The organism is Ruegeria sp. O5 (assembly GCF_056535105.1).
This window is the reverse complement of record NZ_JBQERN010000002.1, coordinates 244,649-259,400: the sequence shown is the minus strand read 5'-3', so window position 1 is coordinate 259,400 and position 14,752 is coordinate 244,649. Positions and strand designations below refer to the sequence as shown.

The 14,752-nt window shown below is 60.1% G+C and carries 11 protein-coding genes; 4 read left to right on the top strand and 7 right to left on the bottom strand.

Going from position 1 to position 14,752, the window contains the following annotated elements:
* Nucleotides 1-36 precede the first annotated feature (36 nt).
* Complete coding sequence (pbpC, locus tag ACR0M3_RS05785) at nucleotides 37-2,094, top strand: penicillin-binding protein 1C (protein ID WP_480909952.1); 2,058 nt, start codon at nucleotides 37-39, stop codon at nucleotides 2,092-2,094.
* A gap of 20 nt (nucleotides 2,095-2,114) precedes the next feature.
* Here the strand turns inward: pbpC and ACR0M3_RS05780 are convergent, their stop codons facing one another.
* The 4 genes from ACR0M3_RS05780 to ACR0M3_RS05765 are packed head-to-tail and all read right to left on the bottom strand — an operon-like array spanning nucleotide 2,115 to nucleotide 8,792.
* On the bottom strand, nucleotides 2,115-4,157 hold the full coding sequence (locus ACR0M3_RS05780; RefSeq protein WP_480909951.1) for a hypothetical protein: 2,043 nt from the start codon (nucleotides 4,155-4,157) through the stop codon (nucleotides 2,115-2,117).
* Nucleotides 4,154-6,916: a DUF4159 domain-containing protein gene (locus tag ACR0M3_RS05775; protein WP_480909950.1), complete on the bottom strand. Its 2,763-nt coding sequence runs from the start codon at nucleotides 6,914-6,916 to the stop codon at nucleotides 4,154-4,156. The genes ACR0M3_RS05780 and ACR0M3_RS05775 overlap by 4 nt, the downstream gene beginning before the upstream one ends.
* Nucleotides 6,913-7,788, bottom strand: a complete 876-nt coding sequence (locus ACR0M3_RS05770; protein WP_480909949.1) for a DUF58 domain-containing protein — start codon at nucleotides 7,786-7,788, stop codon at nucleotides 6,913-6,915. Before ACR0M3_RS05770 ends, ACR0M3_RS05775 begins: the two co-directional genes overlap by 4 nt.
* Nucleotides 7,785-8,792: an AAA family ATPase gene (locus tag ACR0M3_RS05765; RefSeq protein ID WP_267365919.1), complete on the bottom strand. Its 1,008-nt coding sequence runs from the start codon at nucleotides 8,790-8,792 to the stop codon at nucleotides 7,785-7,787. Before ACR0M3_RS05765 ends, ACR0M3_RS05770 begins: the two co-directional genes overlap by 4 nt.
* A gap of 64 nt (nucleotides 8,793-8,856) precedes the next feature.
* On the opposite strand from ACR0M3_RS05765, the gene ACR0M3_RS05760 reads away from it, so the two are divergent.
* Nucleotides 8,857-9,432, top strand: a complete 576-nt coding sequence (locus tag ACR0M3_RS05760) for a DUF1285 domain-containing protein (RefSeq protein WP_480909948.1) — start codon at nucleotides 8,857-8,859, stop codon at nucleotides 9,430-9,432.
* Here ACR0M3_RS05760 and ACR0M3_RS05755 read toward each other — a convergent pair.
* Entirely contained in the window at nucleotides 9,415-10,269 is an 855-nt protein-coding gene (locus ACR0M3_RS05755) for a DMT family transporter (protein ID WP_480482669.1), read from the bottom strand. The two genes, ACR0M3_RS05760 and ACR0M3_RS05755, sit on opposite strands and share 18 nt — an antisense overlap.
* A 268-nt stretch (nucleotides 10,270-10,537) precedes the next feature.
* Here ACR0M3_RS05755 and ACR0M3_RS05750 point away from each other — a divergent pair, with 268 nt between their 5' ends.
* The gene (locus ACR0M3_RS05750) at nucleotides 10,538-11,302 is read left to right on the top strand and encodes a hydroxypyruvate isomerase family protein (protein ID WP_480909947.1); all 765 of its coding nucleotides are present in this window, start codon (nucleotides 10,538-10,540) and stop codon (nucleotides 11,300-11,302) included.
* A gap of 53 nt (nucleotides 11,303-11,355) precedes the next feature.
* Nucleotides 11,356-11,586, top strand: coding sequence for a DUF2798 domain-containing protein (locus tag ACR0M3_RS05745; RefSeq protein WP_480772997.1), 231 nt, complete (start codon nucleotides 11,356-11,358; stop codon nucleotides 11,584-11,586).
* A 43-nt stretch (nucleotides 11,587-11,629) separates the two neighbouring features.
* Here ACR0M3_RS05745 and polA read toward each other — a convergent pair whose 3' ends face one another.
* Nucleotides 11,630-14,431: a DNA polymerase I gene (gene polA, locus ACR0M3_RS05740; protein ID WP_480772998.1), complete on the bottom strand. Its 2,802-nt coding sequence runs from the start codon at nucleotides 14,429-14,431 to the stop codon at nucleotides 11,630-11,632.
* 126 nt (nucleotides 14,432-14,557) lie between these two features.
* Nucleotides 14,558-14,737, bottom strand: a complete 180-nt coding sequence (locus tag ACR0M3_RS05735) for a zinc-finger domain-containing protein (RefSeq protein ID WP_480898775.1) — start codon at nucleotides 14,735-14,737, stop codon at nucleotides 14,558-14,560.
* Between the last annotated feature and the right edge of the window lie 15 nt (nucleotides 14,738-14,752).

Sequence of the window (14,752 nt, the reverse complement as noted above, 5' to 3'; positions counted from 1 at the left end):
CCGGACGTCGTTCATACCCCTGTTTGGGCGGCTCTCATGCCTAGGGTGCCGCGCCTGTTATTTGCGTTGGCCGGTGCTCTCTATCTGGCGGCGTTGGCGCGGGATGGTGTTGACCGCTGGGTCGACGCCACAGTGCTGCCGCCCGTTCTGACTGAAACCTCGGTCGAGATGCGGGATCGTAACGGTGACCTTCTGCGCGTGTTCCCGATTGCAGATGGCATCTGGAGGCTGCAACCCGGTGCGGTCGATCCCAATTTCACCGCTATGCTGATCCGGTACGAAGATAAACGTTTCTGGACCCACGCGGGCGTGGACCCTGTCGCGTTGCTGCGCGCAGCCGGGCAAAGCCTTTGGAGCGGGCGCGCTGTTTCAGGCGGGTCAACCCTGACCATGCAGGTCGCGCGGCTGATCGAAGATGGATCGACCGGACGCTGGAGTGGCAAGTTTCGCCAGATTAGGGTCGCATTGGCGCTGGAGCGACAGCTGAGCAAGACACAGATCCTGAACCTCTACCTGACCCATGCCCCCTATGGCGGCAATCTGGAAGGTATCCGTGCCGGTGCCCGCGCCTGGTTCGGCAAAGAAGCAACCCGTTTGACCGCCGCACAGGCGGCCCTGCTGGTCGCTTTGCCGCAATCCCCGGAGGCACGACGCCCGGATCGCAGACCCAAGGCAGCCCAAATTGCCCGAGATCGGATTTTGCGCAGGTTGGAGCGCCACGGCGTATTGACCAAGGCTGAAATGCACGCAGCCCTGACGGAAACCATTCCTGATCGAATGATCCCGTTTCCGCGCCTTGCACCCCATCTGACCGACCGCGTGAAAGGCCAAACCCTTGCAACCGGTGTATTTGATCTGACCCTGGATGCAGGGGTGCAAGCCCGGTTGGAAACTTTGGTCGCTCGGGCCGCCGCGCGCATCGGGCCGCGCGTGTCCGGTGCGCTGATCGTGGCAGATCATCGCGACGGTAAGATTTTGGCCTCGGTCGGGTCAGCCGGGTATCAGGATGCACGACAAGGGTTCGTGGATATGACCCAAGCCGTGCGGTCGCCCGGATCGACGCTGAAACCTTTGGTTTACGGGCTGGCATTCGATCAGGGTCTGGCCCATCCGGAAACCCTGATCAGCGACAGCCCGGTGATGTTCGGGCGTTACGCCCCGCGTAACTTCGATGGTGTTTTCCGGGGCGATGTAAGGGTTCGGGACGCGCTGCAATTGTCGCTGAATATCCCTGTCGTGCACCTGACGCACGAGCTGGGCCCTGCGCGCGTGATGGCAGCACTGCGGACAGCAGGATCAGAACCGCGCCTGAGCAGTGGTACACCCGGATTGGCAATATCCTTGGGTGGTGTCGGTTTGAGCCTGCATGATCTTGTACAGATCTACGTGACGCTGGCCGCTGGTGGGCAAGGCCCGATCCTGCGCCATGACACCCTGGCTGATGCACGGCTCACCTCTCGTGTTTTGTCCGAAACCTCAGCATGGCAGATTGCGGATATCCTATCCGGGATCACAGCACCCACGGGCAGCACTTCAGGGACGCTGGCCTTTAAGACAGGTACCTCTTATGGGCACCGCGATGCCTGGGCCATTGGCTTTGACGGGCAGCATGTCATCGGGGTCTGGCTGGGACGTGCGGATGGCACACCTGTTCCCGGCGCATTCGGAGGGGACGTTGCCGCGCCGCTTTTGACCGAGGCTTTTGGCCTGTTGAAACCCGAACTCACGCCCTTGCGCCCACCGCCGCCATCAACACTGTTGGTTGGCGCGGCGCAATTGCCGCAACCGTTGCAACGTTTCCGGCCCCGCGCGGCGGCTTTCGAAACGGACCAAACCGCACCTGATCTGTTGTTTCCACCAGAAAACGCTGTGTTAGAGACTTTCGGGAGCCCTCTGACGGTGAAACTACGCGGTGGTGTCGGGCCGTTTTCCGTTCTGACCAACGGCGTGCCTGTCTTGACCGGGCAACGGCAGCGAGAATTCGAAATTCCCAATCCCGGACCCGGATTTACCTCACTTGTGGTGGTGGATGCACAGGGCCAATCCGACCGGGCCTCGTTCCGGATCGACCAGAGCGCGCCCGGTTCCCTTTAAAGAACAGCAACGGGCCAGTGTTAACGCCGCCCTTCCCGCAGCCAACCGCCTAGCAGAAAGCCCCCAGCCAGTAGCAAGACAAGCCAGGGCGGCAGCAACCCGGCCTGCGTGACATCCCGCGTCTCATACGCGTTGCGTGGGGTCAAACCGATCCAGCCCCGCCCGGCGGCGGGGCGTCCGGCGCGCACGTTGCGGATCGACGGCAGCCCATCTTCCAGTTGGATCACACCGCCCCGCAACCCGGCCAGCACCGGTTCAAGGACATCACCTGTCGCGATGGTACGCTCGAACTCTTTCGGTGCAGCAGGGCCAAGGCCGATCACAGCCATGTGGTCGCCTTCCTGCAAACGATAAAGGCCGATCTCGGGGCCGTAATACTGCGCTTCAAACCGACCCGGAGAAACCTCTTTCAAGGCAATCTCCAACGTTTCGCCATTCGGTAAGGTGACTGTTACCGGGCCGACTTCTGTCCCGAGCGTCTGACGAATGATGCGCATGGACTGACCGTTGGCCTCGGCCCACAACGCCTCTTCTTCCAGTTCCGGTTCTTTCATCATCCAATGGGCCAGCCTGCGCAACAGCTCCAGCTGCGGACCCCCTCCTTCGAAGCCACGACTCCAAAGCCAGGCATGGTCAGACGCAAGCATCGCAACGCGCCCTTCGCCGACACGGTTCAGGACAAGCAGCGGACGATCCTCGACCCCGGTCATCAGCACGTCGCCCGAGCGATGTTTCACGTCGATCTGTCGCAACCACGCCCCCCAATCCTCGGATTCTCCAAGGTTGGTCGTGACAGGGTGACGATGCCCCAGATCACTGACCATCGGCACATATCGTTCCTCGATCACCCGCGCGGTTGGCTGAGCAGGCAGAACTGGCGCCAGGGGCGAGCGGAAGATGCTGTCGGCACCGGCGAAATCAGGTCCGGCGGCAACCAGGACCGCGCCGCCTTCGTTGATGTAGCTTGTGACATTGTCCAGATAAATCGCAGGCAGAATCCCGCGCCGCTTGTAGCGGTCAAAGATGATCAGGTCGAAATCGTTGATCTTTTCCAGAAACAACTCACGCGTCGGAAAGGCGATCAGCGACAGCTCGTCAACGGGCACACCGTCCTGTTTCTCGGGCGGGCGCAGGATGGTGAAATGCACCAGATCAACAGAACTATCAGATTTCAACAGGTTACGCCACGTGCGACCGCCCGGATGCGGTTCACCCGAGACCAGCAGCACACGCAGGCGGTCCCTTACGCCATTCATCTGGATCAGGGCCGTGTTGTTGCGGTCGGTCAACTCGCCCTCAGCCTGAGGGACGGAAAACTGGATCACGTTGCGCCCGCCATGGGGCAATGTGACGGGCAGTTCGACATCGCGACCGATTGGAATGCTGAACTGCTCGGGCTCGCCCCCATCCACCGAAATTTCCAGCGGCGCAGATGTTGCACCTGCGGGGGCAGCTCCGCTGTCTTCGACGCGCAGGGTCAAGGTCACCGATTCACCAATGATGGCGAAAGCAGGGGCGTTTCGGACAATAAGCCTGCGATCCCAGTCGCTTTCCCGCCCGGTTTGCAGCAGGTGCATCGGCGCGGGCAGATCCGGGGCCTGATCGGCATCATGCACGATCCCATCTGACACCACGAGGATACCTGCGATACGCGCGCGCGGCTCTTCCGCCAGGGCTTCGTTCAGGGCTGCCATGATCTGCGTGCCCTCATCACCTTCACCATCGCCAACCCGGATACGGCGCAGTTCTGTATTGTCGCGTGCCTCGATCTCTGCGGCTAGGTCATCTGCGGCCATTGCTGTTTGTTCCGCCCGATCTGAAAGCGTCTGGCTGGCGCTTTCATCCTCGAACATCAGAACGATATCTGTCAGCGGTGCACGATCTTCGATCTGATAGACCGGGCCGGACAGCGCAGCGATGATCACCAGCGCCGCCAACCCACGCAAGGCCCATCCCGACAATCCGCGCCACAAGGCCATCACGACCCCGGCCACGGCAATCATACCCACGACAAGCAGCATCGCCCACGGGATCAGCGGATCGAAGATGACGGTTCCTGTCATTGTCCCAACCTGTCCAGAAGGGCGGGCACGTGAACCTGATCGGATTTGTAGTTCCCCGTCAGCACATGCATCACCAGATTGACACCAAAACGATTGGCCAACTCGCGTTGCCGTTCCCCGGCATAACCGCGCCCGACGGGCAACAGGGCCTGCCCGTGGCGATCCACCGCCCAGGCACCGGCCCAGTCATTGCCGCCGATGACCACCGGCGTCACATTGTCGTTCAGATTGCGGAAAGGCATCCCGTCGATCTGTTCTGCATCCAGTGGCGCGGCTTCAACCCAAACCTCGGTGCCTGAATATCGGCCCGGAAAATCCTGTAACAGGTAGAACGTGCGTGTCAGAACATGATCGCGCGGAATCGGCTCTAATGCAGGTATATTCAGCGGTCCGGCCAGTTGTTGCAGTTTGCGGCCATTTGGGCTGGAGGCACCGAAACCGGCGATATCCGCGTCACGCGTGTCAAACAGGATCATCCCCCCGGACCGCAGATAGGCGTTTAGCTTCACATAAGCCTCGGCCGAAGGTTGCGACTGGCTTGCTGAGATCGGCCAATAAAGCAACGGAAAGAACGCCAGTTCATCCCGTTCCAGATCAACACCAATGGGGTCTGCCGGTTCGACCGATGTGCGATAGAACAGGGTTTGACCAAGTCCCCGCAACCCGGCTTGCGCAATATCATCCACCTGAGCGTCGCCAGTCAGGACATGCGCCAATACCAGTTCGTGGGTCGCAGCCAATGCAAACTCGGTGTCCTCAGGCGTTTGTGCGTGACCTTCGGGGACCAGCAGTAAACCGGCCAGCGCAGCGGCCGTCGTTCGGGCCAAACCCAACCTGCCCGACAAAGCAAGCGATGCAATAACATCGACTGTCAGCAAAATCAGTGCAAGGCTGAGCAACAGACCGCCCAGTGGCGTTTCCGTACTGACCTCCTGCCCTTTGATCGGCACATTCGCGGGCCAGACAACAGGGCGCAGCTGAGTTTCTTCCGAAACGACGTTCAACGCCAACTTCTGCTTGCCACTTTCATAAAGACCTGGGCGCAGTTCCGGCCCGATCTGGCCCGATATCAGTTCAACCCCGTCGACACCGGCCAGGGTTCCGGCATCTGACAAGGTGCCAAACCCGTCCATGATTTGTACCGGCTCCCATGTTGTTCCCAGTAGCTGAGCCTCTTGCCGGGACTTTGCAGCCGAAGCCACGGCCAGCCGATCCAGCATTTCAACGAACAGGCCCGACAGTGGCAGGCTCGACCATTCTGCATCGGCGGTCACATGGAACAACACCACCTGCCCCAACCCCAACGCCTTACGAGTCACCAAAGGTGTGCCGTCAGACAGTGAGGCAATCACGCGATCCGCCAAGTTAGGGTCTGGTTGTGCCATGACCTGAGTGGAAACGACCACGTCATCAGGGATGTCCAGTCCATAGAAGGGCGAGGTTTCGGGGAATGGTGCCAAGGTCTTGGCCTCACCCCAGCTCATCGCGCCGCCGACAGATCGACCACCGCTGCGCAGCCGTGCAGGCAGCAGGGTGTCTTCGATGTCGCGCCCAAGATCGCTGGCCGCCATGCGCGGGCCGGCAAAGCGCAGCAACAAACCGCCCTGTTCGACCCATTCAATCAGGTCCGCCTTTTCCGGTTCCGACATCTGGGCCACATCGGACAGAACAATGACATCCGGATTGGCGGGCAGAACCTCGGGTAGGCCACCATCGACGAAATCCGCCGTGGGGCTCAGGACCTGAGTCAGATAATGCAGGGGTGACAGCAGCTCCAGACCTTCGCGGTTCAAACTCCCGGCAATCAGCGCGACCTCGCGCCGACGCAGGCTGTCATCGGTCAGGGTCACGGCCCCGGCAGACCTTTGGCCCTGGATTTCGAACCGCGTGATCCGCGCGCGGAGTTCGGATGGCAGCGCCAGATCGACCTGCGCCGAAGCGTTCCCGGCTTCCAGGGTCAGTTCCACTGAATGTAGCACACGCGCCGTTCCGGCCGGGTCGCGCCCTTGTGCCAATACTGTCACACGTTCCTCGGGTCCGGGGCCCGCGCGCTGCACTGTCAATTGGATCAACCCGTCCTGATAAGCGGCTGGCAGGATCGCCATGGGCCGGGACGCCGCCTGAAACACCACCACATCGCCACGAGCCTGCAAGCTGGAGACCAGCGCCGCATGATCTGCATAATCCAGCCGGTCGCTGAACCAATGGGTATCAAACTCGCCATCAATTGAATTTAGTGCCGCAATGGTCTGTGCGATCTGAGGTTCTGTCGGCTGCCATGGGTTGGGCATCAATCCCGGCAAATGTCCCCGCCAAGCCTCGGCCGCCTGAAAAACGGGTGTTTCCGGTTCGGTCAGGCGCAGGATAGCCACCGTGCGCCCTGCGCGGCCAGCCTCGGTCAGTTGCGCATCGATCTGATCCAGCGTGGCCGACCATCGGGTCGCACCAGCCCAACTGGCATCCAGCACCATCAGCAGCGGCCCGGACCCGATCTCATCCCGCGACGGGTTCAGAACCGGACCGGCCAGACCTATGATCACCGCCGCAGCTGCCAGCATCCGCAGCAGCAACAGCCACCACGGCGTGCGGTCCGAAACGCTTTCGTCATCCTTCAGGCCCAACAGCAACGTCACCGCCGGGAACATCCGACGGATCGGCGCGGGCGGCACCGCGCGCAGGATCAGCCACAGGATCGGCAGGGTTAGAAGACCCAGCAGCACCCATGGAGCGGTAAAGCCGATGCCCGCCAGAACCGTCATCGCGTTCCCCCGTCCAGCGCACGATATATCCACAACAGAGCCGCTTGCGCGCTATCGCCCGTGTGATGCAGACCCATTTGCCAGCCAGTCGCCCGGCAAAGTTGCGTCAGCGCATCCTTACGGTGGGCGAGGCGTTGCAGATAGCGGTCCCGCAGCTCTGCCGCCTTGAGCGTTTCGTGCCGGACGGACCCCCCGACGCTTTCGAAAATCGTACGCCCACGATAAGGAAATGTCTCTTCGCCCGGGTCCAGCACCTGAAGGATTACGCCGCGAACACCACGGTCTGCGGCTTTGGTCAGGGCCAGTTCAACTTCGTCCATTGGACCAAGAAAATCCGAAATGAACACGGCACGGGCATGCGGGATCATGGCGCGATGTTCAGGCGGGGCGTAATCCGTTTGATCATCTTCAGACCAGGCTTGCGCCAGCCGGATGATCTGCGCATTGCCGCGCCGGGGCGGCAATGTCGTGCCGGTCAGGCCAACGCGTTCACCGCCGCGGACCAGCAGGATTGACGTTGCCAGCCCCAAAAGCCGGGCTCGGTCTGCTTTGGTCGGCAGTGTCTTGTCGGACGCAAACCGCATCGACGCGCCCTGATCGACCCATAGCATCACGGATTGCGCGATCTGCCATTCGCGTTCCCGCACATATTGCTGATCTCCACGCGCCGAGCGGCGGTGGTCGATCATCCGGCGGCTGTCCCCGATCTGCGCGGGGCGGTATTGCCAGAAATCATCCCCCATGCCAGAGCGCCGCCGTCCATGGTCACCCAGCAGAACGGTGCCCGCCAGATGCTCGGCCCGCGCCAAAAGGGGCGGCAGCCGCGATGCCTCGGCCTCGGATCTTTCGCGAAGGGTCAGCGCGGCATTCACGCTGCCGCCTCGGTCCGGATCAACCCGACAGCAGTCGAGTCGATCAGGTCGGCCAAACTGTCGCCGCGTGCCCGTGCCGCAAAGTTGAGAGCCATCCGGTGACTAAGCACCGGGCGCGCCATATCCAGCACATCCTCGGCATTGGGTGCCAGACGCCCCTGCAACATCGCACGTGCCCGAACCGTCATCATCAGCGCCTGTGCAGCGCGTGGCCCAGGACCCCACGCGACGGTTTCAGCAACCCGTTCGGATACACCCGCTTCTTCTGGGCGGAAGGCCCGCACCAGATCAAGGATCAGTTCGACAACCGAGTCCCCGACCGGCATCCGACGCAGCAAGACCTGCGCAGCCAGCAGTTCTTCCTTGCTGAAAATCTGATGTGCTTCGTCTTCGTCAACACCGGTCGTGGCCAGCAGAATATCCCGCTCGGTCTGGCGGTCGGGGTATTCTACATCGATCTGCACAAGAAACCGGTCCAGCTGCGCTTCGGGCAGGGGATAGGTGCCTTCCTGTTCGATCGGGTTTTGCGTGGCCAGAACGTGGAATGGCACACCAAGGGAACGGTCCTCACCGGCTACTGTCACCGTACGCTCCTGCATCGCCTGCAGCAGCGCAGATTGCGTTCGCGGGCTTGCGCGGTTGATTTCATCCGCCATCAGCAGCTGACAGAAGATCGGGCCTGGAATGAAACGGAAATGGCGGCTGCCATCATCGGCCGTATCCAGCACCTCAGATCCAAGAATATCGGCTGGCATCAGGTCGGGCGTAAACTGAATGCGATTGCCATGCAGCCCCATCACCGTTGACAGGGTTTCAACCAGACGCGTCTTGCCCAAGCCCGGCAGACCGATCAGAAGGGCGTGACCACCGCACAAAAGCGCAGCCAGGGTCAGGTCAACGACCCTTTCCTGCCCGATGAAGCGGCGGGTGATCGAGGCCTTGGCCTCTTGCAGCTTGTTTTCCAGCGCTTCGATCTCGGCTACGAGGTCGGCAGGTTCGTTCATGACTTTCCCTTCCGTGGACGAATATGATTGAAGTGTATCGCGCTGAGAGGAAATGGCAAAAGCAATGAGCGGACAAAAACCTGTGAAACCCTCGCCCGACGGATTGGCCGCATCGGTAAAAGCCGCCAAAACCCGGGGTTTACCGCCCGTTCACCTGTGGAATCCTCCGTTTTGTGGCGATCTGGACATCCGTGTCGCAAAAGATGGTACATGGAGTTATTTAGGCTCGCCCATCAATCGGTTCGAGCTTGTGAAGCTTTTTTCCTCAATTCTTAAGAAAGAAGACGGGAAATACTATCTGGTCACGCCGGTTGAAAAGGTGGGAATCACTGTCGAGGACGCGCCGTTCATCGCCGTGGATTTCGAGCAAACCGGCGAAGGTCGGACGCAAGACCTGACCTTTCGCACACAAGTGGACGACATCGCTGTTGCAGGGCCCACGCATCCGATCCGGATTGTAATCGATCCTGAAACAGAAGAACCGTCACCCTACATACTGATCCGCACGAACCTCGAAGCGCGCATAGATCGCAAAAGTTTCTATCGCCTTGTCGAGATTGGCGGCCACCATGAGGGCTGGTTCGGTGTCTGGTCAGGTGGGCAATTCTTCCCGCTGATCCCTTCAGCCGATCTTGGCTGACCGTGGAGCGCGATCCTGGGCCAGCACGACGGCCAAAGCAACCACGCCCGCGCCCAGCGCACGGGTCCAGTTCCAGTCCTCCCCCAGCATCAGCATGATCAGCATCACGTAAAACGGGGCGATATTGATGTGAAACGAAGCCAGCGCCACGCCCAGCTTTCCCACGGCCGAGATGAACAACACTTGGCTGAGCCCCAGTGATATCAAGGCATAGATCCCAAGCATCCCCCATTGCTGCCCATCAATGGCGGCGGTTGGCAGCACATCCATGCCCAGCTGGGCCGCCCCAAAACTCAGCACTGCGGCCATGAGCAACCCACCGACGAAAGTAATCGTACAGCGCCCGATCTGACTGAGTTCGGGGAAGTCGCGCGCAGTGGCCATGCTACCCCAGCAAAACAGGCCCGTTGCAAGGATCGCCAGAACCGCGCCCAGCCCCAGCTGTTCGGGCGCGGCGGTGCTGGTTGCAATCAGCCCACCCAGAACCGACACCAGAACACCCAACGCAAAGGTCCACTTCAGCCGTCGGGTTCCTGCCATCAGCTCCAGTACCGTTGCAAGCAAAGGCGCGCAGGATGCAATGATCGCGACTGTCACCGGGTCCGTCATTTTCTGCGCAACGATCAGCAGAAACATGGCAAAGCCAAAACCAAAGCCGCCGACAACCATCGCCCGGCCCCATCTTGCGCGTAACACTCTGCTGGGGCCATCCAGCAGGATCCAGACCGGTATCAGAACGGCGATCGCCAGCGCCAGGCGCGCGGTCAGCAATGCAACAGGGGGCCAGGTTTGCAGCAAAACTTCCGCCGCCGGGAACCCCGCCGCCCAGGTAATCATGGAGGCAACCGCCAACCCATTCCCTGACAACGCAGGGTTTCGGCCACCAGACATAGCGGTAGTTGCCCCGCGTACGGGTTCCGGGCTCATCGCCATTGGATTCGGACCTTTTGTTAATGCGGCACCCGTAATGACGCGCCGCGCTGTGCGGACCCTTGCTGATTCGGAGCAAGCGATCTGGTCGATTTTCGACAATCTGTCGTTTTCGATCCCTTCCCCGAAAATCATCCCTTGGTTATGGTCGGATCAACACAACCACTGACCGCTCATGCCCAGATTTGCTGCCAACCTTTCACTGCTATTTACCGAAATGCCTTACCTGGAGCGGTTTCAGGCTGCGTCAGATGCCGGGTTCACAGCGGTCGAGGTCTTGTTTCCTTACGACATCGCCGCGACGGAAACCCGCCGCGCCTTGCTTGCCAATGGGTTGGAGCTTGTGCTGATCAACGCACCACCGCCCAACTACACCGGCGGTGCGCCGGGTTACGCAGCAATCCCCGATGGTCAATCGCGGTTCCAGTCGGACATTCGCCGTGTCCTGCGATATGCAAGGGTGCTACGCCCCGGCCTGATCCACATCATGTCCGGATACGCCACCGGGCCGGATGCATTGAGTTGTTTTGTGCAAAATCTGCAATGGGCCGCCGATTTCGCCCCACAGCAACAATTCACCATCGAGCCGCTCAACCCGGTTTCACAGCCCGGATATTTTTTGAACGATTACGATCTGGCAGCAGAGGTGCTCAACCAGGTGGATCGCCCGAATGTCGGCCTGCAATATGACAGCTTTCACGCCCATATGATCCATGGCGACGCGCTGGCTGTCTGGGACCGCTTTCATCCGCAGGTGGTCCATGCCCAAGTTGGCGCAGTCCCGGATCGCACGGAACCGGGTCGCGGACCAACGGATTTCAAGGCCTTGTTCTCGGCCATGGACGCGGCAGGTTATAGCGGCTGGATCAGCGCGGAATACACACCCTCAACTCAACGCACCTGCGACACACTCGACTGGATGCGGGACTTGCGCTGGTAATTTTCATTCAGATACCGCACATCAAGGGCATTGCGACCATTAGGATGCCTGCCTTGATACCAGCCCGCTATGCCCGTGCCATTTTCAGCCTGATCATGTCCGGCCTCATGTCCTTGATTGTAACGGGGATCGCGACGGTCAAAGCAATCGGGTTTAACCCCGGCACAGTTGGCGACTGGATGGCGTCCTGGGCATTTTGCTGGCCCATTGCCTTCACCGTAATCCTGCTGTTTGGCCCGTCCGTGCAACGAATGGTGAACCGTATGGTCAGGCCGCAGGGCTGACCCGCTGCAAGGACAGCCCGCCGAGGCCTGATGAACAACGCCGCTAGTGCGCCTCGGCCCAGTTCGCCCCCTTCCCGGCATCCACGACCAGCTTCACATCCAGTTTGACCGCAGGATCCGAGGCGCCCTCCATCACGTCTCGGGCCACGTCGATCACCTGATCCACCGCATCTTTGGCCACTTCGAACAGCAACTCGTCGTGAACCTGCAACAGCATCCTGGCAGGCAACCCGTTGATCGCATCGGGCATTCGCACCATAGCGCGCCGGATCACATCCGCCGCCGTACCTTGAATTGGCGCATTGATCGCTGCGCGGCGCGAGAACCCGGCATGTGGCCCTTTGGCATTGATCTCGGGCGTGTGAATCTTGCGCCCGAACAGGGTTTGCACATAGCCGTGCTCTTTCGCGAATTCGACTGTGTCGTCCATATAACGGCGAATGCCTGGGAAACGTTCGAAATAACGATCAATAAAGCCCTGCGCCTCGGCCCGCGGAATGCGCAGGTTTCGGGCCAGACCAAAGCCCGAGATGCCGTAGATCACACCGAAATTGATTGCCTTTGCCTGACGGCGGATATCAGGCGTCATCTCATCCAACGGCACATCAAACATCTCGGACGCAGTCATGGCGTGAATGTCCAAATCGTCCGAAAACGCCTGTTTCAGAGCCGAAATATCGGCGATATGGGCCAGAATCCGCAACTCGATCTGGCTGTAGTCGAGACTTACCAACACATTGCCCGGCTCGGCGATGAAAGCCTCACGAATACGCCGCCCTTCTTCTGTCCGCACCGGAATGTTTTGCAGGTTCGGATCGGTCGAGGCCAGACGCCCTGTATTTGCTCCGGTGATCGAATAAGACGTATGCACCCGACCTGTGTCGGGGTTGATATGGGTCTGCAGCGCGTCGGTATAGGTCGATTTCAGCTTGCTCAGCTGCCGCCAGTCCAGAACACGGCGCGGCAGTTCATGCTCGGTTGCGAGGTCTTCCAGAATATCAGCGCCGGTCGAGTATTTGCCGGTCTTGCCTTTCTTGCCACCTTCCAGACCCATTTTGTCGAACAGGATTTCGCCCAGCTGAGCAGGCGACCCGACATTAAAGCTTCCTCCGGCCAGCTCGTGAATTTCAGCCTCTAACCCGGCCATTTTCTGGGCAAATGCGTTGGACATCCGGCTCAGGACATCACGGTCGACCTTGATGCCATGCATCTCCATCTCGGCCAGCACCGGCACAAGCGGCCGTTCCAGCGTCTCATAGACCGTGGTCACCTGCGCCCGGTGCAATTGCGGCTTGAACAGCTGCCACAAACGCAAGGTGATGTCCGCATCTTCGGCGGCATAAGCCGTGGCCTCGTCAATCGCGACCTTGTCGAAGGTAATTGCCGATTTTCCCGACCCCAGCAGCGGTTTGATCGGGATTGGTGTGTGGCCCAGATAACGCTCGGACAAGGTGTCCATCCCATGCCCATGCTCACCGCCATGCATGGCGTAGGACATCAGCATCGTATCGTCGATGGGTACCACGTCGATGCCATACCGCCTGAAGATCTTGGCATCATATTTCATGTTCTGCCCGATCTTGAGGACCGACAGGTCCTCGAGCATCGGTTTCAAAAGCCTCAGGGCCTCATCCAATTGCATCTGCCCTTCTGCCAAAGCATCCGAGCCAAACAGATCATCCGCTGATCCATCGCGGTGGGTCAACGGGATGTAACAGGCTTCTCCGGCCTCGACACACAGCGAAATACCCACCAGACCGGCAATCATCTCGTTCAGGCCCGTGGTCTCTGTGTCCACAGCAACCCAACCACGCTCATAGGCCTGGTCAATCCACTTTTGCAGGGCCGCTGCATCACGCACGCATTCGTATTTCGAGCTGTCAAACGGGATCACCTCGGCCTCGACCGCTTCCACCGCTGGCGCAGGGGCGTCGGCAATCACCGGAGCCTCAACCCCCAGCTTGTCAGCGATACGCTTGGTGAGGGTGCGGAACTCCATCTCAGCCAGAAACGCCAACAGCGTGTCCGCATCGGGGTCCTTCACCTCAAGGTCGTCCAAGGTGAAATCCAGCGGAGTATTCTCGTCCAGTTGAACCAGTTTCTTCGAAAGCTCGATCTGGTCTCGCATTTCGATCAGGGTCTGGCGGCGTTTGGGCTGCTTGATCTCATCTGCCCGGTCCAGCAGGGTCTCTAGGTCGCCGAATTCGTTGATCAGCAAAGCCGCCGTCTTGACCCCGATCCCCGGCGCGCCAGGAACATTGTCGACGCTATCACCGGCCAACGCCTGAACATCGACCACACGTTCCGGTCCGACCCCGAACTTCTCGACAACGCCATCCCGGTCAATGCGTTTGTTCTTCATCGCATCCAGCATTTCGACGCCGTCCCCGACCAACTGCATCAAGTCCTTGTCGGAACTCACGATGGTCACACGGCCACCCGCATCTCGTGCCTGAACAGCGAGGGTCGCGATAATGTCGTCAGCCTCATAGCCCTCCATCTCCTTGCAGGCGATGTTGAACGCTTTTGTCGCCTCGCGGGTCAGCGGCATCTGTGGGCGCAAATCCTCGGGCATCGCCTCGCGGTTGGCCTTGTAGAGGTCATAAAGATCGTTCCGGAAAGTATGGGAACCCTTATCAAAGATTACCGCCACATGGGTCGGCGCATCTGCCCCGGTGTTTCCCTCGACATATTTCTGCAGCATGTTGCAAAAGCCCGAAACAGCCCCAATCGGCAACCCATCCGACTTGCGGGTCAGTGGCGGCAGCGCATGATAGGCCCGGAAAATAAAGGCCGATCCGTCGATCAGATGCAGGTGACACCCTTTTCCGAAATTCGTGGTCATTTCGCGCCCTCTCTGATCGTTTGCGAAAACACTAATGCCACGGGCGCAACGATAGAGCCACCCGCACCGCAGCCGCAAACTTCATCTTTTCATAAATACTCAATGCCCACACAGGGCAACACAGGCTCAGGCGTCAGTCTGATGCCCGGCCAGAACATATTTGCAGTCGCAATAGGGGCATTCAACCCAGCCTGCGTCTTCTGGAATTTGCAGCCACACGCGCGGATGGCCCAACGCACCTTCGCCGCCATCACAGGCAACACGGGCGGTTTCGACGATCTCGGTTTCCGGCGCTTCGATGGTCACGGCTGGCGATCCTTC

What these genes read in the sequence shown, in the direction of transcription:
- pbpC (WP_480909952.1), top strand. Translation starts at nt 37, where the DNA reads ATGCCTAGGGTGCCGCGCCTGTTATTTGCGTTGGCCGGTGCTCTCTAT.
- ACR0M3_RS05780 (WP_480909951.1), bottom strand. Translation starts at nt 4,157, where the DNA reads ATGACAGGAACCGTCATCTTCGATCCGCTGATCCCGTGGGCGATGCTG.
- ACR0M3_RS05775 (WP_480909950.1), bottom strand. Translation starts at nt 6,916, where the DNA reads ATGACGGTTCTGGCGGGCATCGGCTTTACCGCTCCATGGGTGCTGCTG.
- ACR0M3_RS05765 (WP_267365919.1), bottom strand. Translation starts at nt 8,792, where the DNA reads ATGAACGAACCTGCCGACCTCGTAGCCGAGATCGAAGCGCTGGAAAAC.
- ACR0M3_RS05760 (WP_480909948.1), top strand. Translation starts at nt 8,857, where the DNA reads ATGAGCGGACAAAAACCTGTGAAACCCTCGCCCGACGGATTGGCCGCA.
- ACR0M3_RS05755 (WP_480482669.1), bottom strand. Translation starts at nt 10,269, where the DNA reads ATGATTACCTGGGCGGCGGGGTTCCCGGCGGCGGAAGTTTTGCTGCAA.
- ACR0M3_RS05750 (WP_480909947.1), top strand. Translation starts at nt 10,538, where the DNA reads ATGCCCAGATTTGCTGCCAACCTTTCACTGCTATTTACCGAAATGCCT.
- polA (WP_480772998.1), bottom strand. Translation starts at nt 14,431, where the DNA reads ATGACCACGAATTTCGGAAAAGGGTGTCACCTGCATCTGATCGACGGA.